The 21,141-nt window shown below is 60.6% G+C and carries 20 protein-coding genes and 1 pseudogene; 9 read left to right on the forward strand and 12 right to left on the reverse strand.

The genetic code is table 11. The features are described 5' to 3' along the window. The first annotated feature begins 33 nt into the window (after positions 1–33). Entirely contained in the window at positions 34–1,251 is a 1,218-nt protein-coding gene (locus EN874_RS24035) for a DUF1173 domain-containing protein (protein WP_127426895.1), read from the forward strand. A gap of 60 nt (positions 1,252–1,311) precedes the next feature. Here the strand turns inward: EN874_RS24035 and EN874_RS24040 are convergent, their stop codons facing one another. Beyond that, a complete protein-coding gene (locus EN874_RS24040; RefSeq protein ID WP_127426896.1) occupies positions 1,312–1,560 on the reverse strand; it encodes a DUF982 domain-containing protein in 249 nt (82 codons plus the stop codon). A gap of 293 nt (positions 1,561–1,853) precedes the next feature. On the opposite strand from EN874_RS24040, the gene EN874_RS24045 reads away from it, so the two are divergent. Beyond that, on the forward strand, positions 1,854–2,441 hold the full coding sequence (locus EN874_RS24045) for a DUF309 domain-containing protein (protein ID WP_245513651.1): 588 nt from the start codon (positions 1,854–1,856) through the stop codon (positions 2,439–2,441). 314 nt (positions 2,442–2,755) lie between these two features. Then, positions 2,756–3,220, forward strand: coding sequence for a MucR family transcriptional regulator (locus EN874_RS24050; RefSeq protein WP_127426897.1), 465 nt, complete (start codon positions 2,756–2,758; stop codon positions 3,218–3,220). 82 nt (positions 3,221–3,302) lie between these two features. On the opposite strand, the gene EN874_RS24055 is transcribed toward EN874_RS24050, so the two are convergent. Then, positions 3,303–3,515 (reverse strand): cold-shock protein, encoded by a 213-nt coding sequence (locus EN874_RS24055; protein WP_006339568.1) that lies wholly within the window; start codon positions 3,513–3,515, stop codon positions 3,303–3,305. A gap of 376 nt (positions 3,516–3,891) precedes the next feature. Here EN874_RS24055 and EN874_RS24060 point away from each other — a divergent pair, with 376 nt between their 5' ends. Then, a complete protein-coding gene (locus EN874_RS24060) occupies positions 3,892–4,089 on the forward strand; it encodes a DUF6494 family protein (RefSeq protein WP_127426898.1) in 198 nt (65 codons plus the stop codon). 173 nt (positions 4,090–4,262) lie between these two features. Here the strand turns inward: EN874_RS24060 and EN874_RS24065 are convergent, their stop codons facing one another. From EN874_RS24065 to EN874_RS24100, 6 genes and pseudogenes are all read right to left on the reverse strand, one after another. After that, positions 4,263–4,613 (reverse strand): DUF5131 family protein, encoded by a 351-nt coding sequence (locus tag EN874_RS24065; protein ID WP_127426899.1) that lies wholly within the window; start codon positions 4,611–4,613, stop codon positions 4,263–4,265. A gap of 46 nt (positions 4,614–4,659) precedes the next feature. Then, positions 4,660–5,865, reverse strand: coding sequence for a plasmid replication protein RepC (repC, locus tag EN874_RS24070; RefSeq protein WP_127426900.1), 1,206 nt, complete (start codon positions 5,863–5,865; stop codon positions 4,660–4,662). Positions 5,866–6,019: 154 nt separating this feature from the next. Beyond that, positions 6,020–6,985 carry a plasmid partitioning protein RepB gene (gene repB, locus EN874_RS24075; RefSeq protein WP_127426901.1) on the reverse strand — a complete coding sequence of 322 codons (966 nt, stop codon included), beginning with the start codon at positions 6,983–6,985 and terminating at the stop codon, positions 6,020–6,022. A gap of 80 nt (positions 6,986–7,065) precedes the next feature. After that, positions 7,066–8,268, reverse strand: a complete 1,203-nt coding sequence (gene repA / locus EN874_RS24080; RefSeq protein ID WP_127426902.1) for a plasmid partitioning protein RepA — start codon at positions 8,266–8,268, stop codon at positions 7,066–7,068. A gap of 765 nt (positions 8,269–9,033) precedes the next feature. Further along, positions 9,034–9,193 (reverse strand): annotated as a pseudogene (locus EN874_RS34470) (integrase); the annotation flags it as partial. A gap of 178 nt (positions 9,194–9,371) precedes the next feature. After that, the gene (locus EN874_RS24100) at positions 9,372–10,466 is read right to left on the reverse strand and encodes a hypothetical protein (RefSeq protein ID WP_127426903.1); all 1,095 of its coding nucleotides are present in this window, start codon (positions 10,464–10,466) and stop codon (positions 9,372–9,374) included. A gap of 194 nt (positions 10,467–10,660) precedes the next feature. On the opposite strand from EN874_RS24100, the gene EN874_RS24105 reads away from it, so the two are divergent. Further along, positions 10,661–10,924 carry a hypothetical protein gene (locus EN874_RS24105; RefSeq protein WP_126064570.1) on the forward strand — a complete coding sequence of 88 codons (264 nt, stop codon included), beginning with the start codon at positions 10,661–10,663 and terminating at the stop codon, positions 10,922–10,924. Continuing rightward, the gene (locus EN874_RS24110) at positions 10,924–11,616 is read left to right on the forward strand and encodes a nucleotidyl transferase AbiEii/AbiGii toxin family protein (RefSeq protein WP_127426904.1); all 693 of its coding nucleotides are present in this window, start codon (positions 10,924–10,926) and stop codon (positions 11,614–11,616) included. The genes EN874_RS24105 and EN874_RS24110 overlap by 1 nt, the downstream gene beginning before the upstream one ends. 44 nt (positions 11,617–11,660) lie before the next feature. On the opposite strand, the gene EN874_RS24115 is transcribed toward EN874_RS24110, so the two are convergent. Then, positions 11,661–12,887, reverse strand: coding sequence for a site-specific integrase (locus EN874_RS24115; protein ID WP_127426905.1), 1,227 nt, complete (start codon positions 12,885–12,887; stop codon positions 11,661–11,663). Between the two features lie 125 nt (positions 12,888–13,012). Between EN874_RS24115 and EN874_RS24120 the strand changes: the two genes are divergently transcribed. Beyond that, complete coding sequence (locus EN874_RS24120; RefSeq protein WP_127426906.1) at positions 13,013–13,963, forward strand: DUF1403 family protein; 951 nt, start codon at positions 13,013–13,015, stop codon at positions 13,961–13,963. Between the two features lie 2 nt (positions 13,964–13,965). After that, positions 13,966–14,640, forward strand: coding sequence for an SMC-Scp complex subunit ScpB (locus EN874_RS24125; protein WP_127426907.1), 675 nt, complete (start codon positions 13,966–13,968; stop codon positions 14,638–14,640). Positions 14,641–14,646: 6 nt separating this feature from the next. Here the strand turns inward: EN874_RS24125 and EN874_RS24130 are convergent, their stop codons facing one another. Beyond that, positions 14,647–17,535 carry a peptidoglycan-binding domain-containing protein gene (locus tag EN874_RS24130; protein ID WP_127426908.1) on the reverse strand — a complete coding sequence of 963 codons (2,889 nt, stop codon included), beginning with the start codon at positions 17,533–17,535 and terminating at the stop codon, positions 14,647–14,649. Positions 17,536–18,049: 514 nt separating this feature from the next. Between EN874_RS24130 and EN874_RS24135 the strand changes: the two genes are divergently transcribed. After that, a complete protein-coding gene (locus EN874_RS24135; RefSeq protein WP_245513652.1) occupies positions 18,050–18,388 on the forward strand; it encodes a hypothetical protein in 339 nt (112 codons plus the stop codon). Positions 18,389–18,452: 64 nt separating this feature from the next. On the opposite strand, the gene EN874_RS24140 is transcribed toward EN874_RS24135, so the two are convergent. Both EN874_RS24140 and EN874_RS24145 read right to left on the reverse strand, forming a co-directional pair. Beyond that, the gene (locus EN874_RS24140) at positions 18,453–20,909 is read right to left on the reverse strand and encodes an ATP-binding protein (RefSeq protein WP_127426910.1); all 2,457 of its coding nucleotides are present in this window, start codon (positions 20,907–20,909) and stop codon (positions 18,453–18,455) included. Continuing rightward, positions 20,906–21,115: a hypothetical protein gene (locus tag EN874_RS24145; protein WP_127426911.1), complete on the reverse strand. Its 210-nt coding sequence runs from the start codon at positions 21,113–21,115 to the stop codon at positions 20,906–20,908. Before EN874_RS24145 ends, EN874_RS24140 begins: the two co-directional genes overlap by 4 nt. Positions 21,116–21,141 lie beyond the last annotated feature (26 nt).

Here is a 21,141-nt window from a genome sequence, read left to right on the forward strand (position 1 = left end):
GGGGATGCGGCGGCGTCCGGAGCAACGGAGACGATGCGACGATTCAGACTTGCTGACCAGGTGATCGACGAGGCGGCGCCGAATCTTCAGGATTTGTTGGCCGATGCATATCGCAGAAAGTTGCGACCGCTTTGCCTGTGCCAGGAGCCCTGCCCCGCGATGTATATTGCGCAGGTTGGCGACCAATACATCGTCAAGCGGATGCCGCTGTCGGGTGGCGGCCATGATCCTTCCTGTTCCTCTTACGAGCCGCCCGACGAACTGTCCGGCCTTGGCGTGCTGATGGGCAGCGCTATCCAGGTCGATTCCGAAAGCGGCATGGCAGCGCTGAAGCTGGACTTTCGCCTATCAAAGGTTGGCTCGCGATCTGCGCCGGCAGTTGGAGCCGTATGTTCGGACAGCGTGGTCGGGGACACCAAGAAACTATCCCTGCGAGGCCTGCTCCATTATCTCTGGCACGAAGCAGAGCTGACAGTCTGGACGTCGCGATGGGCTGGCAAACGGCATTGGTGGAATATTCGCTGGCACCTCGTCGAGGCCGCTGGCCAGATGACGGTCAAGGGCGGAGCGCTGAGCGAAATCCTGTTCGTGCCCGAGCCGTTCCGTTCCGCCGACAAGGCCGCGATCGAACAAAGGCGCGCAGAGGCGCTTGCTTCCGCGCTGCCCCCGAAGAGCGGTCCCAGAAAGCTGATGATCCTTGTCGGCGAGGTCAAGGAATTCGGCCCGGCTCGGAGCGGCCAGAAGTTGATCGTCAAGCACATGCCGGGGTTCGTGTTCCTGCTGGACGAGAACCTTCATCGTCGGCTTCAAACCCGTTTTGAAAACGAGATGGCACTCTGGGGTGCAGATGATGCATCCCACTTGATGGCGATCGCGACGTTCGGACTGACGCCGGCTGGGCTGGCGGTGATCGAGGAAATAGCGCTCATGGTGGTGGCGGAGAACTGGGTGCCTTACGATTCCGCCTATGAAAAGAAGCTGGTCGACGCCCTGGCCAGAATGAGGGAGCGAAGCGTTAAAGGGCTGCGTTACAACCTGCCATTGGACAGGCCAACGGCGACGGCGATCTTACAGATGCAGCCACGGCCGATTGGACTTTACGTCGTTCCCCCTTCGGCCGATGGCGCATACGAGGAATCGCTGGGGGGATTGATCGTATCCCGACCGGAGTTCGATACCTGGATCTGGCGGACGGCCGACGGTGAGATGCCGACATTGCCAGGTGGGCATGACCGAGTGCCCCACACCTGAAGTATGGTTCTCCGACGGCGATGCCGAGGTGAACGCAATTCATGAGCGCCGTCATAGCTCTCAATCGCCACGCAAAATCTTTGCTTCGAGAGCGGCAGCGACGAAAGCACGCCGAGCGGATGTAGGATGAGCCTCTCCACGCAATACGCGCAGACAGGCGTCCATCGCTAGCTTGCGCTTTTCAGTTTGACGATCGAGATGTCGCAACAAGATATTGGACGCGTCATTGATATCGAACACGACACGCTCCGAGCCGTGGCCGCTGACCTGAACAACGACTGGCCTTTCAAATCTGCTCGAGCCGGTCATCACTCCCCTCTAAACCCAGCGGCGACAACCTCGCTCGCACATTTTTCCTCAGCAGGACGATTCGGCTGTATCCCCGACTGCTAAACTTGATCGCTAGCATCCAAGCGGTGGTCATGAAACGCTGTCTGGTTAATGTCTGGCGGCGTGGGATTTGGCTAGCTCAATTTCGAGAATGTGCCTTGGAGCAGTCTCGCACAGTTTGTGGAAGCCTATGCCTGCACTGTTCCGCTGCCCGGATCGACCCACTGTATACCGGAGGTTGGGGCCTCCCGCGGGTGTGCTATACGGCTTTGATGGCTATTGGTTCGATGTTGCGCCGGCGCTGGCTGCCGGAAAAGAGCTTTCCGTCCTGTGCGTATCTGCCGGGCAGGCAACCGCATCCCGTGCGCGATCCCGCGGGACATAGCTACAACAGCGAAGCCATGCCGTTGGCGGCAAAGGCGTCCCTGGATTCAGACATATTCCTCTGGGGTCTCGACCTCTTCAATCACGGTTATTACTGGGAAGCCCATGAGGCTTGGGAAGGTCTGTGGCAAGTTGCAGACCGAGGCGCTCCGCTTCGGACGCTCTTCAAGGGATTGATCCTGTTATCGGCGGCCGGCGTGAAGATCCGCGAGGGCAAGCACGCGGCAGCGATACGTCATGCCGGACGCGCCGCGGCGCTCCTTCGTCGGCTGAACACGGCGGATCATACCTTCGAGCGCGTGCTAGGCATGTCGCCCGCAGAGCTCGCCGACCACGCAGAAGCCGCGGCACGGACCCCGGCAGCCTTGCAGGCGACAGTGCTCGGTCAGCCCCAACCCGTGTTTGACTTCATTCTCGGACCGAGCTCCGGCGACATGCCAAACGGTTCGCAAGAAAGAACAAACGGTCATCCGTAGAAGACGCCAGGAATAGACCGGGCTCGCTGAGCCAACGTCACTGGCGAACGAGGAATGCCAGGTTCATTTACCTGGCCGTATTTTCGTGTAGCGCGGAATTCCGTGACATTGTTTTCGGAATTACAAAGGCTCAGGACGGCACGGCTGGACATCGGTTCCGGCGCATAGCAGCCGAACGAGCACTGGGGCCGACACGCATCAGCATTAGCTTATGCCGATACTTATGCTGCTCAGACATTTATTGCTTTCGGCGCCGGCCATCAATATGTAGCAGGACTTCGCCCGCTGTCCTTTCAAGCCACCCGGAGAGTTTCATGACAGAAGAAGCCGATCACAATCTCGACACCCTCATCGAGCTTACCGCCGATGTCGTCTCAGCCTATGTCTCGAATAATCCGGTCCCAGTGGGCGATCTCCCCGCCCTGATCGGCCAAGTGCACGCGGCTTTGAAAGGCACAGCCGGAGGCGTCTCCGCAGCAGAGCCGGAGACTCTCAAGCCTGCCGTCCCGATCAGGAAGTCGGTGTCGGCGGACTACATCATCTGCCTTGAGGACGGTAAGAAATTCAAATCGCTAAAGCGCCATCTTTCAACCCACTATGGGCTGACCCCGGACGAATATCGCGCCAAATGGGGCCTGGCGGCGGATTATCCGATGGTCACGCCGAACTACGCCGCTGCGCGCTCGGTGTTGGCCAAGACCATGGGTCTCGGCCGCAAACCGAAAGAGTCGGAAACGCCACTGCCGGCGAAGCGGACCCGCAAGAAGGTCGCAGCCTAGACCTACGCGGAAAGAGATAAGGCGGGGCCAGTCCCCGCCTTATCTCGCATTCATTCGCCGTTGCCGGGACGCAGGCGAAAATTCAGCCAGCTTTGCTGAGGCTGCCGGCAGAGGACTTGCCGGTACGGCGGTCCTGTTCGATCTCATAGTTGATCTTCTGGCCGTCATTCAGCGTCGAGAGGCCCGCGCGTTCGACAGCGGAAATGTGGACGAAAACATCCTGACCGCCATTGTCGGGCTGGATAAAACCAAATCCCTTGGTGCTGTTGAACCACTTCACGGTTCCGGTCGCCATATCTGTGCATTCCTCTGTGACAACTGCGACGTGGACTTGGCCGTTAAGCCAGTCCGGTTCATTTCGAGCCTGGGGAGTTAAACGCAGCAGAAGCGAAAATTGCAAGACCCCATTCGATCGGCCAGTAGTGTGCCGTTCTCTCGGGAACACTGCTGCCTGCGCAAAGACGGCCCTTGTGCACTATTACGACACCGATTCACGGTAGCGGCTTGGCAGTAGACGCCCACTCTTCCACCTTCCAAAGGCCGATCAAGTCCAAGGACCCGACGCCTCCTTCCGCTCGGGATCTGTTTCTATGGGACCGAGCGTCACCGTCCTGCTTCCTTGATCCCTTGCCTTCCCTTACAATCTCTTCCGGACACAGAGGAGTTCCGCCATGAGCGAAGACGCCTTCAACATGTCGATCCGCAAGTTCCTAAAGGAAGTCGGCGTCACCTCCCAGCGCAAGATCGAGGAGACGGTGCGCGAAGGGCAAATCGGCGGCCAGAAGAAGAAGTTGAACGTCCGCATGACGCTGACAGCGAACGGCACCGGCCTCAACCACGTGGTGGACGGCGAGATCGAACTTCCATAAGCCAGGCGAAACGTCGCGACGCGGCCGAAAGCGTCGGGACGGACTAGCAGTTGGAATGGGGTCTGGTCGGATCCACGCAGTACCGCTCACCACACTCTTGGCTATCGCCCCGACTGGTGCAGTTCGAATACAAGCGAAAGCCAAGGCCATCGACCTGTTTCGGACTGCGCCGCTCATTCGACATCGACATTGGCCAGCGGCCACGCCGGGCCATCGCCGGTTGCCTCCTCCTGACGGCCAAGCTCCCGCAGCACCTGGCTCACCGCCACCCGCCAGGCAAGCCATTCGAGACGATCATGGGCGATCTGTTCAATGTACTGACCGTAAAGCTGCGGATACGCGGTCCTCAGCCAAAATCGATGCTCCGGACAAAGCGCCATCGCCGCAAACACCTTGTCGCGCCATGCGTTCCTGACCTCCGGCTCGAAAAGATCGGGCTGAACACGCACGATCTTCGGATATCGCCAGGAGAAAGGCTCCAGAAGGGTATCACAGCTCCACTTCACTTCCTGATTTTGTGTCACGATTCCCGCGCAAGGTCTTGGAGGGGTCAGCGATGTGCTCGCAATTTCATCCGGCCATCCTCACGGTTGCGCCGCTGGCTTTAAGCGCCGCCATCAGCATTGGCCCAACGGAGAACTGCCCTGCCCTCGCCTTTTCGGTCAGCACCCGCAGATAACCGCCGGCCGAGTTGATATGCTGCGCCCTTTGCAGGATGCAGGCAATCACGATCGCGGCGACCTCCTGGCCCATCGCATGGCAGGCCTCCTCATACGCCGACGGTGAGACGCCAAGGTAGCCCCGCACCTGAGCGGCGGTAATCATGAAATCGCGCCAATTGCCGATCCCATCGACGGCGTAGTCCGCAATTTCGGGGCAGGCCTTCAGCACAAGCCCCAGGGGATACGTTTTCGGGGGCTCTGCGGTTCTCGTGCTGGGCTCGGCCGTCGCCCCGCTTTTCTCTAAAGCAGGTTCAAATTCAAAAATAGAGTCGGTATTTGAATTAGATTGCTGCCGCTCGTTTTGAGAGTCATTGCCGCTCGAATTCGTGAATTTCATATGAGTTTCCAGCAGCTTACCCACCTCCTCGTGTAATGCGGCCAGATCGGCTACGATCGGCTCGAGCTCGGGAATGCTGGCTCGGCGCGGAATTGCCTCCACAACGCCGCGGAAACGCTTCCACAGGCCTCCCCAGTCGCCCGGAACATCTTCAGCAACCGCCGCCTCGATCAGCTTGTGGATGTCGCGGCGGTGCAAGGTGATCCGCTCGCGCATAAGCCTGACCGCCCTGCTGTCAGCGCGAACAAGCTCGGCGGCGGCCTCGAACTCGTAAGCGCGGGCCAGCAACGGCGCCAGGGAGAAGCCAAAGGCTTCCTTGATCTCCCCTGCCCTGCCCTTGCGGGCGTAGCGCTTGCCGTTCGGGCTATCCCGACGGATGATCAGCCCGCAGTCTACAAGAGCCGCCAGGTGCCGCCTGAGCGTGGCATCAGGCATCCCGTGTGCCCTAAGCGACAGCTGAGCGTTCGAGGGAAAGACGATGAGGTCGTTTTCCTCACTCAACTCACTGTCAGGATAAAAAGATAGCAACGCGTTCAGGACGGCCAGAGCACGATCGCCGATGCCGACGATGCTCTTGCCTTCGCAGAGGTTGCGGTAGATCTGCCACTTGTCGACGACCCTGCCCTTGGGGATCCCACGGGACTCATTTTGCGCTGCCAACATGGCAAGCGACATCGGCCGCCGCCCAAAGGGCGTCGTTGCAATACCCGTCTCCATTCTCTTTCACCCTCGATTAGGCAAAAGAAATCTGCTCGCCAAACGACGCCAACGACTCTTGACACTGATTCGGGGAAATGCGATTCTCAGCTTGCTACAGACGTGAGAAGGGCTTCCGCGACGGTGACGTTCGGGGGCCTTTTTCTTTTGCGGTTCAGTCTCCTGTTTTCTTTGCCTGTTTCGATTCCCGGAAGGCCACGAAAAGTTCGTCTAGCCTGTCGGCAATGAACGCGCCGAAGGACGACCCGTCCTTCGATTTCAAGGCTAGCGTAAAGATCTTTCCCGTATCGGTTATCTTGGCGCGTACGGACTTGTCCCCTGGCGCCCAAGCTCTCTCTTGCGACTTCGCTGGCGCCCGGGCACGATTCGGAACGGAACTCAGGAAGTCAAACAATCGTGTGAAGCGGACATCGCTCTGAAGCGACGAAAAATCTGCGCTCTTCACATAGTCCGCTGCCCTGAGCCCATTTTCATGACGCTCCATCAGCTTTGCGAGTTGCCACCAGCGATCTCGACCTATGCCCTTGGCCGCTCCGACTGCCAGAATAATTCCCTCGGGGACGAGGCTGGTAACCGAGCGCATTTTGGAAAAGGTCGTATCGTCCAGCGCTAGCGCCAGCTTGACGGTCTCAGGCGAATGGCCAGCCTTGAGGATACGCTCGGCAAATAACGTCCGTTCAATGAAGGACAGATCTGCCCTAGCAGCGTTCTCCTGCCCCTGGGCTATTACGTGGTCCTTATCGTCCATCTTCTTGACGACCGCTCGAACGGGTCGGCCCAAGTGCCGGGCGACCTTGACCCTTCGGTGTCCAAAGACAGTCTGATAGCGCCCTGGCGCCGATGGATGCGGCCTGACCAGGACGGGGGAATCTTGCCCGCGCTCCCGAATTGCCGCCAACAATTCAAGGAACTCGTCATCAGCGTCGTCGATACGATCTGAAACGAACGAACTGTCGACCAGGCCGGGATCCAGATCGACCACGGAACTCTTGGACAGCTCCTCAAAGGATTGCATGATCGAGCGCGAGGCGCCTCGAACGGCGTAGTTGGCGACGTCCCGCACCTCCGCAGCTGCAGCCCCTGCCCCCATCACGCTCCCGAATACGTCCTTGCGGGCCATTCAATCGCTCCGATTTGCCGCTAGGCGACTGATTTCGTAGAAAAAGGCGCCTATTTTTACTGCAGTAAAATGCCCTTCAATCATGACCTGCCCCATGTGCGATGAATGAGGCCGACGATTTCCGAGTTCACTGCATCAAGTGACTCAAGTGCCCGATCGTAGGTCGAGCGCGTAAAAGCCGATTTCTCCACCTCATAGAGGGTCTGCTTGGTCAGACCGGCGTCCGAGATGGCAGTTGACTTGAGCATGGGGTTCTCAAGGATCTGACCGGCCAGCATGGACTGCATGAAGCCGACCATCTGCGCTTGCGGAATGTCCGTGGGCTCGTAGCGGGTGATGAGGTAACGAAACCAGTCCAGCTGGATTTCCGCCCCAGCACCCTTGATGGTCTTCAGTATGCCCCCGAGCATCAGCAGAAACTGGCTCATGGACATCAGATCGAGCATTTGCGGATGAACCGTGATCAGAACGGATGTCGCTGCCGACATCGCCGTCAGGGTTAGATAGCCAAGCTGCGGCGGGCAATCGATGACGACGACATCGTACCGGCTGTCCACTTCTGACAACGCCTTTGCGATTCTTGTAAAAAACTGCCGGCCTGTACTGGACGACTTGTCCTGCATCGCTAGCGGCGTGTCGTACTCATACTCCTGGAGTTCCAGATTGGCCGGGATGATCTCCAAGCCTGGGAAGTTGGTCGGCGATATCACGTCCGAAATCGGCTTTTGATCCTCATCGTACCGGATTGCCTCGTAGAGAGAGAGGTTGCGGTCCAGTTCGGGCTGGAAGCCATGAAGCGCCGAAAGCGACGCTTGCGGATCGAGGTCAATTGCCAGAACGCGATGCCCTGTCAGGGCCAGGTGTTGGGCGAGGTGGGCCGCCGTGGTGGTTTTGCCACTGCCTCCTTTGAAATTTACGACTGCCACGATCTGGAGCTTGTCTCCAGGCTTGCGATGCGGCACGTACTTCTTCACTTCGGTCCGGCCATGGCGGTCCAGGAAATGGCGCAGCTCGAGCATCTGCTCCGCCGTGTAGGACCGCCGGCCGGAGGAATTTTGAGCGGGCAGGGGTCCTTTGCCCTCGAGATGAAGGCGCTTCAAATTGTTCTGCGACACGCCAAGATAGTGGGCGACTTCAGCCATTGAGAATGTGCGCAGAGTCTTTGTCGCGTCGGGCGGAAACTTCTCCATACGGAGTTGATTGAGGCGTCGCGATATCTCGGCACCCTGCTCGAGAATTTTGTCATCGAACTCGAAACGTGGTAGCCGCATGGCGATGTTCATTCTCGTCGAAATCCGAATTGGCGCTTTTTGCGATGAAACTATCCAACAAGCGCCATTAAGCTCCGATTCGGCCAAGCACAGCAAGAAGTTTTGGGTTAACAGAAGGTTAACGGTGCGAACCAGCTCTCGGGGTCAACATCATCGCCGACACGGTTTTCCAGCCGTGCAGACCTAAGCCTATGTTTCCTCTGCCGTAAGCACCAGAATTTACGGCAGTAAAACGAGTCGCGCAGCACCAATTGAGCTGCCGGACTTTGCAGCGCTGCCGACAGGGCGCAGCCGCATCGCCGATCTACGCACTGTTGGCCTATGGAAAGAACGAAAAAGTCGATCTGAAGCCCGCTGAAGCCAAGGCGGTCGCGGCATTCGCCAAGGCGATCAAGGCAGCTAACAGGAGCAGCACATGAGAGAGATGACGAAGTTCGGCGCCGATCTGATCCAGGCGATGTCGGAAGCTTTGGCTCATGCGCAAGGCAAGGACGTTGCCGCATCAAGGTGCGCGGTGCGGAAGTTGGCGCCGTGGACGCAAAAGCCGTGCGCAAGAAGCTCGATCTGACGCAGGACGAGATGGCAACCGTGCTGGGGACCAGCCCATCCGGCTACAAGAAATGGGCGCAGGGAAAGGCAGCCGATTCGCGCTGCGAGCAACCTTGCTTCGCATCATCGAGAAAGAGCCTGAGGCTGTGCTGCGAGCCCTGTCGTCTGAGAAGGAGACGACCAAAGAACCTGCTGGTGCACCACACTGAGCAGGGGAGTCGGGGCTTTTCAGAGCCCGGACGCCTTGGTGAAATTGACCCGAAAACGATCCCGCCGTCGCTGGTACTTCCGGGTCATCTCTGCCGAGGTGGCCAAGCGGCTTCTGCACATAACGTTCATTGAACTCGGCTGAGGAGGCGAGGGCGGAGGCAAGCGCGCGTAAGGAATTCTCGCCAATGCCATCCTTTGCCAAATGGCGCAGTGTCTTGACATCATCGTCGGACAAGCTGCCGACCAAAAACGCGCGACGATCGGAGGGGCAGCACCGAATCCCGCGTGTTAGGCGCGTCGGCGCGCCATAGTTTTGCGTGATGCAGGTTCGAGAGCCGCAGGTCCATGGTGCTCGCTCAAAACAGATACGGTCTGTCCGCCCAAGCGAGCAGAACGGCGGCGTCCTGATCGGGTAGCCGCACCCGGCCCGTGCGCAGGCCTTCGGCGATCGCGTGACCGACATTCGGATCGACCCAGTGGCCGTGGGTCATCAGAAAGAACCAGGCGAAGGGCAGACCGATTTCGGTGTCGACCGCCTCGATCCGTTCCATCAGCCGGTGCACAGAGACGCCTTCGTCGGCGAGCAGCCGCTCAGTCGGCATTTTGAGGGGCCGCGGAATAAAACCGATCTCGCGCCGGCCGCGATCCTCGAGGTCGTGGATGTCGAAGGCCCAGTGAGCAAAGATGCGGTCGGCGGCCGCACTCGATCGCTCCCAGGCAACAAAAAAGCGGCTTTCACGCGGCACGAAATCGAACCAGTCGGGATTGGCGTCGAAAAACGCGATGTCGCGCGTGCCATCTGGCCCGACCTCGCGAATGACCCGGTTTTCCAGCTCGGGCCGCTGCGCCTCGCGCAGTTCGCGTTCGATGCGCGTCCGGCGCGCCAAAAAACTGCGCATGTGGACGATGCCGCCGCCGGAACGGCCGCGCAGCCGGTAGACTGGCCCTGCGAGCTGTTGTGTCTCGACCGCGGAACCGCGCATAACCCAGGTCGGCTCGAACAGATCGTCGACGTTGCGGGGGTGATAGTCGGGATCGATCACCGCGCCGGCCAGAAACTCGATCTCGCGGCCGAGCGAGATCTGCACGAAGTCGGCGACGCCGGGACCGGTCGGGGCAAAGGCGAAGGCGGTGGTGCCGCGCCATTCGGCGAATTTTTCCCCGCTCTGGCGATGCCGATTCCAGAAGGCGTTGAGGTCACCGCCAACCTCGGCCAGTTCATGCTCGAACCAGGCGCGATGGTCGCCCAGACGGGTGCCGTCGGCAGCGACAACGGCGTGAGGGTTGCACCAGTATGGATCGTCGATGATCGCGACGGTGAAGACGAAGCCCGGAAAGGCCTTGTTCAGGGCAGGGGAGAGTTCGACGTCGGCCGACTGCGGCTCTAAACCCGCTAGCACGGTTTCGACGGAAGCGGGGTCGGGCAGGCGGACGGGTTTTTGCTCGGTCATTCTCGGGCTCCGGCCGGGGGGAAATCCCCGCTTTTTTCGTCAAGGGAACGCCATGCGTCGTCGGCGGCGATCTTGGAGGGCGATTCTGGCTGATCTGGGTCACGAAAACAACGCCGACCTCGCCGACCGCCGATGGGTGCGGAAGAGGGCGGCAACTTGTGCGACAAGCCTGAAACGACTATCTTGCACGCATTATGAGCAAGCATCTGGGTTCAGTCCTGACGACGGTGAACGCGCCCTACAGTGATCAACTGGACGACGCGGCGCTGGCGCATTGCCTTGCTGATATCGAACTGGCCAAGCAGCATCCCGGTCATGTCAGCGCCTTTCTCGGCGAGGTCCCTCTCGCCCAGCAAGTCGAGTTCGCAAACGCGCACCACATCGCGGTCAACGACCTGAAGGCTTTTGCCGCCAAGTTCTCTGCCTGGTCCGGCGAGAGCTACCCGCTCGCCGCGTAATGGCTGGACATGATAGCCGACGCCCGTCCGAATGGCGGCGGCTTTTTCGCATTACTATCGACCTGATCGATCAGCTTCGCGAGAATGCCGGGGGCGATGACTTTGAATGGTCATTTGGCGGCGGAACGGCGATGATGATCCAGATCGGCCATCGCGAAAGCCATGACATCGATATCTTCCTCGACGACCCTCAATTACTCGGATTCATTGACCCCTCCAGAAGCCATCTGCACTTCGAAACGATGCCATCCGACTATCTGGGTGACGGGCTTCGGTTTCAGAAGTTCGCCTTCGAGGGAATTGGCGAAATCGACTTCATCGTTGCCGGAGCGCTAACAACGACGCCGTTCGAGATCCGTATGGTGGAAGGCAGGACGGTGCGTCTAGAAACCATTCCGGAAATTATCGCCAAGAAGGTCTATTTCCGGGGATCGGAAGCCAAACCGCGCGACATCTTCGACATCGCCGCCGCAGCCCGGTCGCAATTGGACGAGGTCGTCAACGCTCTGCGTGCGCTCCCAGAACAGGTCGCTCGCACCAGACAACGGATGGAAAAGCTCAACCCGGAATTCGTCGGTCGCGCGATCGCGCAGCTGATGATCATGCCTGACTACGAGGCGTCGGCCGCCGACAGTCTGGACGCAGCGCTCGCTGTGCTCGATGAGGCGTTGTCAAGACCTCAAAGGACCTGACCGCCTCACCCAGCGGATCAACCCTGGGAGGGGAGGGGGGCTTTTCAGAGCCCAGACGCCTTGGTGAGATTAACCCGGAAGCGGTCACGCCGCCGCTGATACCTGCGGGTCATCTCGGCGCTGGTATGGCCGAGTTGCTTCTGCACATAGCGCTCATCGACTTCGGCCGAGGAGGCGAGGCCAGCGCGCAGCGAATGGCCGGCAAAGAGCTTTCCGCGTTCGCCTTCCGGCAGGTCGCCGCGGACGCCGGCCGCCAGCGCGGTCCGCTTGACCAAGCGCGCGACCTCTTGGTCGTTGAGCCGATCGGCGCCGACCGCCTTGCCCTGGCCGGTGACGCGCCGGAAGAGGGGACCGTGTGCGATACGGGCGAGCTTGAGCCAGGTCTGTACTGCGACAATCGGGCAGGTGGCATCGGACGAGCCGCGCCCGACCTCGACCTCCCGCCAGCCGGTCTTGCCGCGAAGGGAAACGAGCATGCCCTTTTCGAGGATCTCGATCCAGCCGCGGCCATCCTCGGTCTGGGCGCGGCCGACATCCAGCGCCACGATCTCGGAGCGGCGCAGGCCGCCGGCAAAGCCGAGGAGCAGCATGGCGCGGTCGCGCAAGCCACGTAAGCTTCCCCGTTCGAGCGTCTCCAGCATAGCGATCAGATCCTCGGGAAGGATCGCCTCCTTCTGCCGCGGCGGGGCGGCGTGCTTGTTGCGGATCCCGGCCATCACGGTGGCGATGTGCCGATCCTTGCGGTCCAGCGGTTGGCCGCGCTGGGAAAAATTCCAGGTCAGGGAGGACAGCCGGCGCTCGATGGTCGACACGCAGTTCGGTTTCTTGTCGCCGGTGGCTTTTCCCGAGGCGCATGCGGTGATGTACAGCCCGACAACCTGCGGATCGGGTGGAAACAGCTCGACGCCTTGGCGCCGGCACCAGCTGGCAAAATGTTTCCAGTCGGCGGCGTAGGCGCGCCGCGTGTTGGTCGAGCTCGCCGCCTCGACGTAGTCGCGGGCGCGGCCGGCGAGTGCCTCGAGATGCGCCGGCAGCTGCGGATTGGCGGCGGCCGGAAGGGGAGGGGAGGGGACGCCATCTGCTGGCTCCTCGGCCGCGCGGCCCATCGCCATGACGACGTCGACGATGTCGGGCAGGTCGTCGGTACCAGGCGCGTCGGTCTCAGCCGACGGCCGCGCCGCCGAAACGTCGTCCTCCGTCGCCGTGCTGTGGGACGGTCCGGAGGGGCGCTGAGCGCGATTCTTGGGCTTCAGCTCGCTGAAAACGGCCATTTCTCATATAAAGAGCAAAATGAATGATAAGGCAACATTATCATTCGTTTTGCCGCGCCGACAAGCTGTGCGTTTTAGGGCGAAAATTGTGGTGCAAAGCGCACGCACCATTTACCCTCGAAATCATGATTCGCCTCGACCCCGCCATCGCCAGCCCCGTCCCAAGGCCCACCGTCCCGGCCTGGGCGCTCGCCGACGGCGGCGCGCTGCATGACACCGACGCCGCTTTCCAGGCCGGCGCGGCCTTGGGTGCCCTCGACAGTCTCGCCCGTGCGCAGCCGGCCTGGGCCGGCGCCTGGCGGCAGCGGCTGGCGCTCAACTGCGCCGCCACCAGCATGCGGCTCGCCGGCCGGGCCGAGGACGCAGGCGCCTTGCGCGATGCCTGGCACCTGCGCGCGGCCGGCGCCGATCCCGGCCCCGCCGGCGCCATTTTTGGGGCCTGGCGACAACTGGCCGTGCAGCCGCCCGCCGCCAGCGCCGAGCGGCTCAAAGAGATCGTCGACCAGCTTGGCCTCCACTGGGACGGCACGGCGCTCCACGACCTTTGCGCTCAGATCGAAGACCTTGCGATTTCCCGGCGGACGGCGCCGTTCGCCGCCGCGGCAATTGCAGCTCACGCCGTCGCGATGCGGCCCGACTCCGAGCTGTTGGCCTGGTGGCTGGCCGACCTGGTGGTGGCGCAAAACCTGCGCTGGCCGCGACCGCTGCCGCTGCTCGTCGCCCAGGCTTTTGCTCCGGCCTTCCGCGCCGAAGGCGGCAAGAGGATCCGGCCGAGCGCGGAAGCATTTGAGCGGGCGCTATGCCTGGCGCTGGTTCAAGCGGCGGCGGAGGCCTGCCGGCTGGCCGCGGAGTTCTCGCGCCGCGCCGAGAAACTTTTGGCGGTGGCGCCAAAACTGCGCGCCAAAGGCGCCGGCGACGTGATTTTTTTGCTCCTGAATGAAGATGCCGTCGCCGGATCCCTGACGACAAAAAACCTGTCGCGCTTCGCGGCGCGGCGGCTGTTCGAGCGGCTGCAGCAACTGGATGCCGTGCGCGAGCTGTCGGGCCGCGCCAGCTTCCGGCTGTTTGGGCTGTAGCGATGAGCCAAGCCTCCGTCCGCCGCAAGCCGAACGAACAGCCGGCGCTGCTCGACACCGAGCTCGAGCACCTGCCGCCGGAACTGCGCTGGCGCGAGTGGATGGGCCGCGTCGAAGCGGTGATCTTTGCCGCCAGCGAGCCCGTGCCGCGCGAGGCGCTCGCGCGGGTGGTGGGCAAAAGCTGCAATCTCGATTTGGTGATCGACGACATCCGCGCCGAGCTCGCCGGTCGTCCCTACGAACTGGTCGCGGTCGCCGGCGGCTGGCAGCACAGGACCAAGAAGGTTTTTGGCGACGTCATCCATGCCGCCTTCGGCACGGCCCCGGGGCAGGGGACAAAAGAACTGTCGCAGTCGGAGGCGCTCGTTCTGATGTGCATTGCCTATTTCCAGCCGATCACGCGTGGCGAGCTGTCTTCCTTCTTCGGCAAGGAGGTATCGCGGGACCTGATCGGTGTGCTGCGTGCGCAAGACCTCATCGCCTCTGGCCCCCGCAGCCCGCGGCCGGGTGCGCCCTACACCTATGTGACGACGAAGAATTTCCTGTCGCAGTTCGGGCTCGACACGCTGCGCCAGCTGCCGGATTTCGAGGCGCTCGAAGACGCAGGGCTGCTTTCGAAGGAGAAGCTTCTGGCCGGCGACATCATGCCTGAGTATTCCGATCGCGATGAGGGATAGGTCAGGTCAATTGGCAATCCAAAGGCTCTTGAGCTCGTGGCCGACAGCCCACTGGGCAGAGGTCTGAGTTTCATTGCATTTGGTCTCATACGGGTCGCGAACCATCTGGAATTCGTTGTCGACGACGGCGCCGAACAGGAAGCACTCGTCCTTGTACTGGCCCCGCTCCGCGCTCGCCATCTTTACCGTCGCCCTGACGACGATGCCGTCTAGATTGCGACCCTTCCAATTGACGGTGCCGTAATCCTCCACCGCGGAGATCACGTCTGTGGCCTTCCAGTTGTCTTGCGAAAGGCCCGCGTTCCACTTTGCGAAATCAGGGAACAGGGTCTCCACATTGATCCCGGAGGAGGTGTTGGCCTTGTCTGCGGTACCCAGGACGGTCTTCTTCAGGCTATCCGAGAACAGGTTCAGCAATGCGGTCGCGGCAGGTCCGTTTTTCTGGCGCAGATCCAACTGGCGGGCCGATTGGGAGCTCTTCTCGTCTGCCTCGCGCTGGGCAGCGATTTTCTTCTCCTCGTCGGCGGCCACGCGCTTGGCCTCCGCAGCTTTTATTGTTTCCTGCTTGGCCGCATCCAATTTGGCCGCGGTGCTGGCTGCTTCGCTTTGGTCGAGCCACACCGGGGCGAAGACAAAATGGACGCCGTCGCGGGCCAAGGCTTCAGAAGTGGCTTTCAGGTTGGCGGCCGACGCGTAGAGTACCCGGCACTGTTCGTGCCGTACGTCCTCGTAGGCTTTGTCGATCGACGGATATGAGACGGTGCTTCCCGACATACCTGCGAAATCAGCTATCTTGCCAATTGTCGGTTCGTGCACCGCAGCATTGCCGTCGACCACGCTGCAGACTCGGTCGGACGAACTCGTCAATAGGATGCCACCATATCCCTCGCGTGTTCCTGACGCGACGTCCTGAGCGACCTTCAGGGCCAGTGTCTGGTCTGACTCCATGCGGGTCTTGAGGTCTTCGAAACGAATGGGATCGAACACCCGGATCGTCTTGTCTTCCATCGCTTCGAGGTAGGCCGCCTGAAGCGTTGGCGGAGCCTCCAGGAAAGTCTTGCGCTTGATCAGAAAGAGGTCGGCGCCATCGAGATCGTTCGCCCCGCAATCTGACTTGACGTTTATTGCCTTGCCTCCCAGCGGGTCGATGGCACCGAGAAGAGCCTTGTCCAAGGCAGGTGTCCTCTCTGGGCCGAACAAGCAGATCCACGCCTGGTTCTTCGTCAGCGAGAACTGTCCGGATATCGTGCGCAGGAGAGAAGGTGCCTTCGGGCCTGCATTGTAAAGGATGACCACGTCCTCTAACGGGCCGCGGAGGAGCGCCTTGTTCAGTTCGGTAACTGCATAAGTTGCGCTGTTGCTCTCTTGGCTCGCGCTGTTTCCCGACTGGCTGTCAGCGGCCTTGGCAGTATCCAGTTCACCCGCCAGGGCCTGCCGCGCGATCATCGCCCGCACGCCTTCTTGTCCATCGGTCAGCGAGTCCAGATCGTTCGTGTCGGAGATTTCGTCAAGTGCCTTCACCTCCTCAACGACCTCGGGAAGCTTGGCGGATGTCAGATGACTGCTCATCCAGTTCTTGAGCGCCTGACGGTCGGCCTGGAGCTCGGCGAAGATTTCTGCCTTCTGCTTTTGGATCGCCGCGGCGCGCTCCTTGTCCCTCGACGCCGAAAACTCGGCGTAGCCGGGCACGGCGATGAGCAGGTTGATCAGTCGGAGCGCCGAACCGTTCAAGGCATCTGTGGAATCGGTCTGGACTTGCGCGTTCAGCGCGGCGGCCTGGCCAGCGATCTCGACCAGGTTGGAAGTCTGAGGGTTCAACTTCAGGAAGGTTTCGGCATCAGATAACAGCGCTGCTGCGGCAGCTCTCGCGGCTTTCAACTTCCGGGCCTCCGACTTGTCGTAAGAGGCCTTGTCAGAAAAGCCCTTCTGTTTGGCGTCGCGGTAAGCGGCGGGATCGGAGAATCCCGACGTGCGATAAGCGACCAACTCCGCCCTGTTTTGAATGCCAAGCTGCAGGGCGGCTCGATACTCATTGGCGGCATCGAATCCACCTCTCTGGGCACCTTGGTATTCATCGCGGTTGCGAAAGCCACCTGACACGGCGGCATCGTAGTCACGCTGTGTCATGAAGCCCATGCTCTTGGCCTGCGCGAATGCGCTCGCCGAAGTGAAACCGCCCGCCTTCGCGTCGCTGAAGCTCTGGGCATCCGTGTAGCCGAGAGCTCGCGCGTCGTTTCGCTCCTGGTCGCTGTGGAAGCCATCGCCCGCGTTACGTTCGATCTCGGTGAGGCTGTATTCTGTAAGCAAGTCGCCGGTCTGCAGGTCAAAGCGCGACTGGTACACTCGGAAAGCTTTTACCGTCGTTGGTCCGACCAGGCCGTCGACAGGGCCGGAATAAAGGCCAAGCCTCGACATCGCCGCCTGGAGCCGTTGGACAACCCTGAGATAGTTGGGCTGCGTCGCAAAGTCGAATGAGGCTCCTCTCTGGTAGGACATCCAAACCAACCCGTCCAAGCCGTCCCCGCGTGAAAGAAACGAATCCTGAGGGATGATGTGCAGTTCCTTGAGCGCGGTCAGGTTCGCCTTCGCTTTGTCCTGGTAAAGCGTCCCGGCGACGACCGCAAAAACCCCGTTTCTGCTATGCGCGACCAGCGTTGGTCCTAGGGTCGGTGCGTAAGACTGTGCAAGGGCGATTGCCTCTTCTTCATCAGGTCGGCTCGATACAACGAGCCACAATGCATTCGACTGCGGAGGCCTGAAACCCATCGGCCGCACCACTTGTTGGCCGTTCTGGATGATCTGGATAAAGTCGGAAAGCGATGATGCCGAGCTCATAGCCGGCAAAGAAGCAGCCACCAACAAGGCAGCGACGCCCACACTGCACACGCGACGCATGGTAATCCCCTACACAACCCCAGGACCCATATTCACGAATCCTTTGGGCTAAGCAAGAAGGCGGCAGGCCTTTGAAGTTTTATGCTTACCGGGGATAGCCAAGAGATTGGGCGTCAACAGCGGAGTTCCGTCTCGCGGGATGTCCCAGGAGTGACGCTACGACATCAACGCCCCGTCTGGTCGTGAATGGCAGCACCCGCCACGACCAACGGTAGCGTCCTCATCGCTGCGCGTGCTGATCATATTGACCGACATCGTCGGCACTCTGGGGCAGACTTCAGGCGCAGGAAAGCCGGCTGGAATGTTTCGGTTGCGCCCTCATGTTACGCCGGTTTCAATGCCGGATTGTATGCCTACTTAGCTGACCGGTGAGGGTACCGGCTCTCGGTTTCTGGTGATAACTGCCCGGGACGGCATAACCAGTCCGTTTTGGTTATTGCCAATCCCGGCGGGCGGACCTCTTTTAATCACCATGGTCGCTGGTCACGTTGAACTGGTTCTTTTCGAGCAATCAATGACCAACGCCGATGGCATCCAACGACCGTTTTCCGACAGGGTGCTCGATGCCGCGGAAAAAACCGCAGGCTCGGTGCTCTTTGACGTTCGGATCGACGGTGATGCCAGCATTCGGAGAATAGCGGCGATAGGGTACGATGATGCGCAAGCAGCAATCGTCGTCCTCGATAAGAGCGGCCAACTGAGATGCGCCGCTGTGAACGGTGACGCATCCGTGCTGGTCGCCACCTTGACTGACTGGGATTCCTCGCCGCTGAGCGAGCATGTGCACGCCGAGTATCATGGCACGGCAACCATCCTGCTGGCGAAGCTTCGCAAATCCGGTCACCTCCCATAGGCCGACGCAGCCGCATGGAAACGCGTCAGCCCTGCGAGATGTCGGCTCCGCACAGCCTCTGGTGCTAGGCGCTTTTCTGCAGGAGATTTAGGTTCAGCGCACCGCATCCACAGCGCAGCGCCTCCTTCTTGCCTCTGTCGGGTGAAACGAAATAGATCTCGTTGCACTTGTCGCAGGTAAAGGCGTCCGTAAATCCACGAAAGGCAGCCACGACTGGTGCGAAGTCCGATCGGTTGAGGTCCGCCCATTCGTTGAAGTGGACTGCCGTGTTGATCTGCCAGTTGTCGTAACCCGTTTTGATTTTGGCTTCGGCAAAGATCGCTTCGATCGCATTGATGCGGTCCAGGCCATCCTTCTGGTTCCAGGAGCTGGCGGCCGCCTTTGCTTTCTTCAGCAGCTCGCCGAGCGCACTGGTTGCGCTCGGCAGAAGATCACCGAGCATGAATTGAGCATCGCCGCGGAACTCCACACTGGCGCGCAAGCGGTCGCAAGCCTCCTTGGCAAAATGCTCGAGATAGTGACGAAGCAGCGCGGCCGCCGCTCTGACATCGTTTTTCGCCAAGTGGTCATCCAACTCGGCCCAAACGTCACGATCATCCCACTCGGCGGGACCCAGGTCGACGGTCCAGGTTCTAAAATGCGCGAAGTTCCGGTTCTTGATGAGACCCTCGGACTTCATGTGCCGCAACCAGATTTCGTCGTGCGTGGTGAAGATGAACTGTGTATTTGGAAATCTCTCCTTGAGCAGGGAACAAACCTGACGGCGGTGGCCGGCGTCGACCGACATCAACACGTCATCGAGGACCGCGAAGGTGAAATTCGCTCCCAGTAGATGGTTCATGAGCGCCAGGTAGAGGCAAAGCCCCATACCATCCTGATGCCCCTCGCTGTGATAGGCGCCTGGCGGGAAATGTCCGCGGCCATAAAAGTCCACGTCAAAAGCCAGCCTGCCTATGGAAGGCATGAGTTTGGCCGTGAACGTATTCTCATCATCTTCGTTGATCTTGCGATAGTAGCTCGCGAAGGTGGTCTCCACGTCCTTGTAGATCTTCTCCAGCGCGGCCGTCGTCACCGTTGCGTAGGTGCTGGAGATCTTGGCAGCGCGTTCAGCCCGGAGCTTGCCCGCAGCGTGTTTCTGCCGTGCGATGCGAAGCTGCTCCAGGCGCTCTTGTGCCAGAACAAGAAAGTCGCGTGCCGCGTCCTGCTTGCTCGGTTCTGGAATTGCGGCGATCGCCTTTCCCAGCGTGGTCAGTTCCGTCCCCAGCTCCGGGACGCCGTACGGCGCCGTCAGGACCGCGACGGTGTCGTCGAGCGGCAAGAGCTTTTGAAGCTGAAGGTATCTCGCGCGAAGGACCGAGCGGAATTCGTTCAGTGCGACGAGGTCGATCTTCGGGGAGAAAAGACCCGCGTGATCGATCATCGTGGTCAGTGCGGTGCCTGCACTGAACAGATCGTCGAGGACCGGCTTGAGTTCGGCTTCGAGCGCGGCGCGGCGTTTGCCCAGATCCTCAAGATGATCAAGCTTTTCGGCGAGATGCCCTCGAAATGCATCAGGCTCGAAGGGCGTATCGCATACCGGGCAAGCCGTGCCGTCATACAGTTCAAGCGCCGATTTGAGAAGAGATTCGCGTGACAATCCGTCGACGCTATGAGCGTCCTTGCCGAGTTCGGTGGCGCTGGCGGCGGCGGCGGCGCACTTGTCCTTGAACGAACTGGCGGCGAGCATTTCCAGTGCTTGCTTGAGCGCAGCCAAATCTGCTGTGGCTTGTATCTTCGGGACGCGGCCTGTTTCACTGGTGGCGGTCGTGGCAAGGCCGCCCTTGAGCGAGATATCGCCGCCCAGGTCAGCCAACGGCGCGAGGCCAAGCAGCGCGCGTTGGGGGTTGACCGCTTCGATGACCGTTTGCTTGTTGAGTTCGCTCACACTCAGAGCGGCAAGAAGGGCCTTGACTGCATCTGACTCGGCACGCTGCAGCCCTGGAAGCTCCCGCCCGCAGGCATTGGCGATTTTCTGCAGCACGCCCCGAAGCTTCTCGATGTCCTCTAGCCGCAGAAGGGACTGAACCTCCTTTGATCGTTGGCCTGGTTCGGACAGGACGTAGCGGATCAGCTCGCGGCGTGACAGCGCGAACTCCGGATGCAGGTTGACGCTTTCGAAGGCGGCAAGAACATCCTTGTCGGCCGGGATTATCTCAGGGGAGCTTGCGGACTTTACCGTGCGGCGAATTTGCGCCTTCTTGTTGCCAAGCGCAGGGATGGTGACGTTGAGGGTGACCACGGCCGCCTCTGGTTTGCCGCGGCTGTCAACGTGAGGGCCGTGCGACTTTACCGAAAGACCGCCAGTCCCCGCGCCGGCTAGGCGCGAGACGTTGCCGGTCAGGGCAAATTCAATCGCGTCGACGATGCCGCTCTTGCCGGTTCCGTTCGACCCGCAGGCCGCGAAATTCTGGCCGTTGAGGCTAAGTGTCAGCTCGCGGATGCCGCGGAACTCCTCAATGTGTATCTTGTCGATCCGGATCATGAGGCATCCGGGAAAATAGCGGCGCGGATGGGCGGTTCGGCAAACACGCCATCGTCTAGCACGACCTTGCGAAGCCTGGTTGCGACGTCACCCAGACCTTCTTCCTTTTCCAGTTCGGCGAAGAATTGGCCAAGAATGTTGGCGGCAACCGACTTCACCTGCGCGGGCGGTTCGGCCGCGGCATCCTCCTGTGCTGTTGAGTCCACGTTTTATCCAAGCCCCGGTTGGTTGT

Origin of the sequence: Mesorhizobium sp. M1D.F.Ca.ET.231.01.1.1 (assembly GCF_003999155.2) — a bacterium.
Lineage (GTDB): Bacteria > Pseudomonadota > Alphaproteobacteria > Rhizobiales > Rhizobiaceae > Mesorhizobium.

Bases quoted from the DNA above. Each gene is read 5' to 3' on its own strand.
- EN874_RS24035 (WP_127426895.1), top strand. From the start codon at position 34: ATGCGACGATTCAGACTTGCTGACCAGGTGATCGACGAGGCGGCGCCG.
- EN874_RS24040 (WP_127426896.1), bottom strand. From the start codon at position 1,560: ATGACCGGCTCGAGCAGATTTGAAAGGCCAGTCGTTGTTCAGGTCAGC.
- EN874_RS24045 (WP_245513651.1), top strand. From the start codon at position 1,854: ATGGCTATTGGTTCGATGTTGCGCCGGCGCTGGCTGCCGGAAAAGAGC.
- EN874_RS24050 (WP_127426897.1), top strand. From the start codon at position 2,756: ATGACAGAAGAAGCCGATCACAATCTCGACACCCTCATCGAGCTTACC.
- EN874_RS24055 (WP_006339568.1), bottom strand. From the start codon at position 3,515: ATGGCGACCGGAACCGTGAAGTGGTTCAACAGCACCAAGGGATTTGGT.
- EN874_RS24060 (WP_127426898.1), top strand. From the start codon at position 3,892: ATGAGCGAAGACGCCTTCAACATGTCGATCCGCAAGTTCCTAAAGGAA.
- repC (WP_127426900.1), bottom strand. From the start codon at position 5,865: ATGGAGACGGGTATTGCAACGACGCCCTTTGGGCGGCGGCCGATGTCG.
- repB (WP_127426901.1), bottom strand. From the start codon at position 6,985: ATGGCCCGCAAGGACGTATTCGGGAGCGTGATGGGGGCAGGGGCTGCA.
- repA (WP_127426902.1), bottom strand. From the start codon at position 8,268: ATGAACATCGCCATGCGGCTACCACGTTTCGAGTTCGATGACAAAATT.
- EN874_RS24100 (WP_127426903.1), bottom strand. From the start codon at position 10,466: ATGACCGAGCAAAAACCCGTCCGCCTGCCCGACCCCGCTTCCGTCGAA.
- EN874_RS24105 (WP_126064570.1), top strand. From the start codon at position 10,661: ATGAGCAAGCATCTGGGTTCAGTCCTGACGACGGTGAACGCGCCCTAC.
- EN874_RS24110 (WP_127426904.1), top strand. From the start codon at position 10,924: ATGGCTGGACATGATAGCCGACGCCCGTCCGAATGGCGGCGGCTTTTT.
- EN874_RS24115 (WP_127426905.1), bottom strand. From the start codon at position 12,887: ATGGCCGTTTTCAGCGAGCTGAAGCCCAAGAATCGCGCTCAGCGCCCC.
- EN874_RS24120 (WP_127426906.1), top strand. From the start codon at position 13,013: ATGATTCGCCTCGACCCCGCCATCGCCAGCCCCGTCCCAAGGCCCACC.
- EN874_RS24125 (WP_127426907.1), top strand. From the start codon at position 13,966: ATGAGCCAAGCCTCCGTCCGCCGCAAGCCGAACGAACAGCCGGCGCTG.
- EN874_RS24130 (WP_127426908.1), bottom strand. From the start codon at position 17,535: ATGCGTCGCGTGTGCAGTGTGGGCGTCGCTGCCTTGTTGGTGGCTGCT.
- EN874_RS24135 (WP_245513652.1), top strand. From the start codon at position 18,050: ATGACCAACGCCGATGGCATCCAACGACCGTTTTCCGACAGGGTGCTC.
- EN874_RS24140 (WP_127426910.1), bottom strand. From the start codon at position 20,909: ATGATCCGGATCGACAAGATACACATTGAGGAGTTCCGCGGCATCCGC.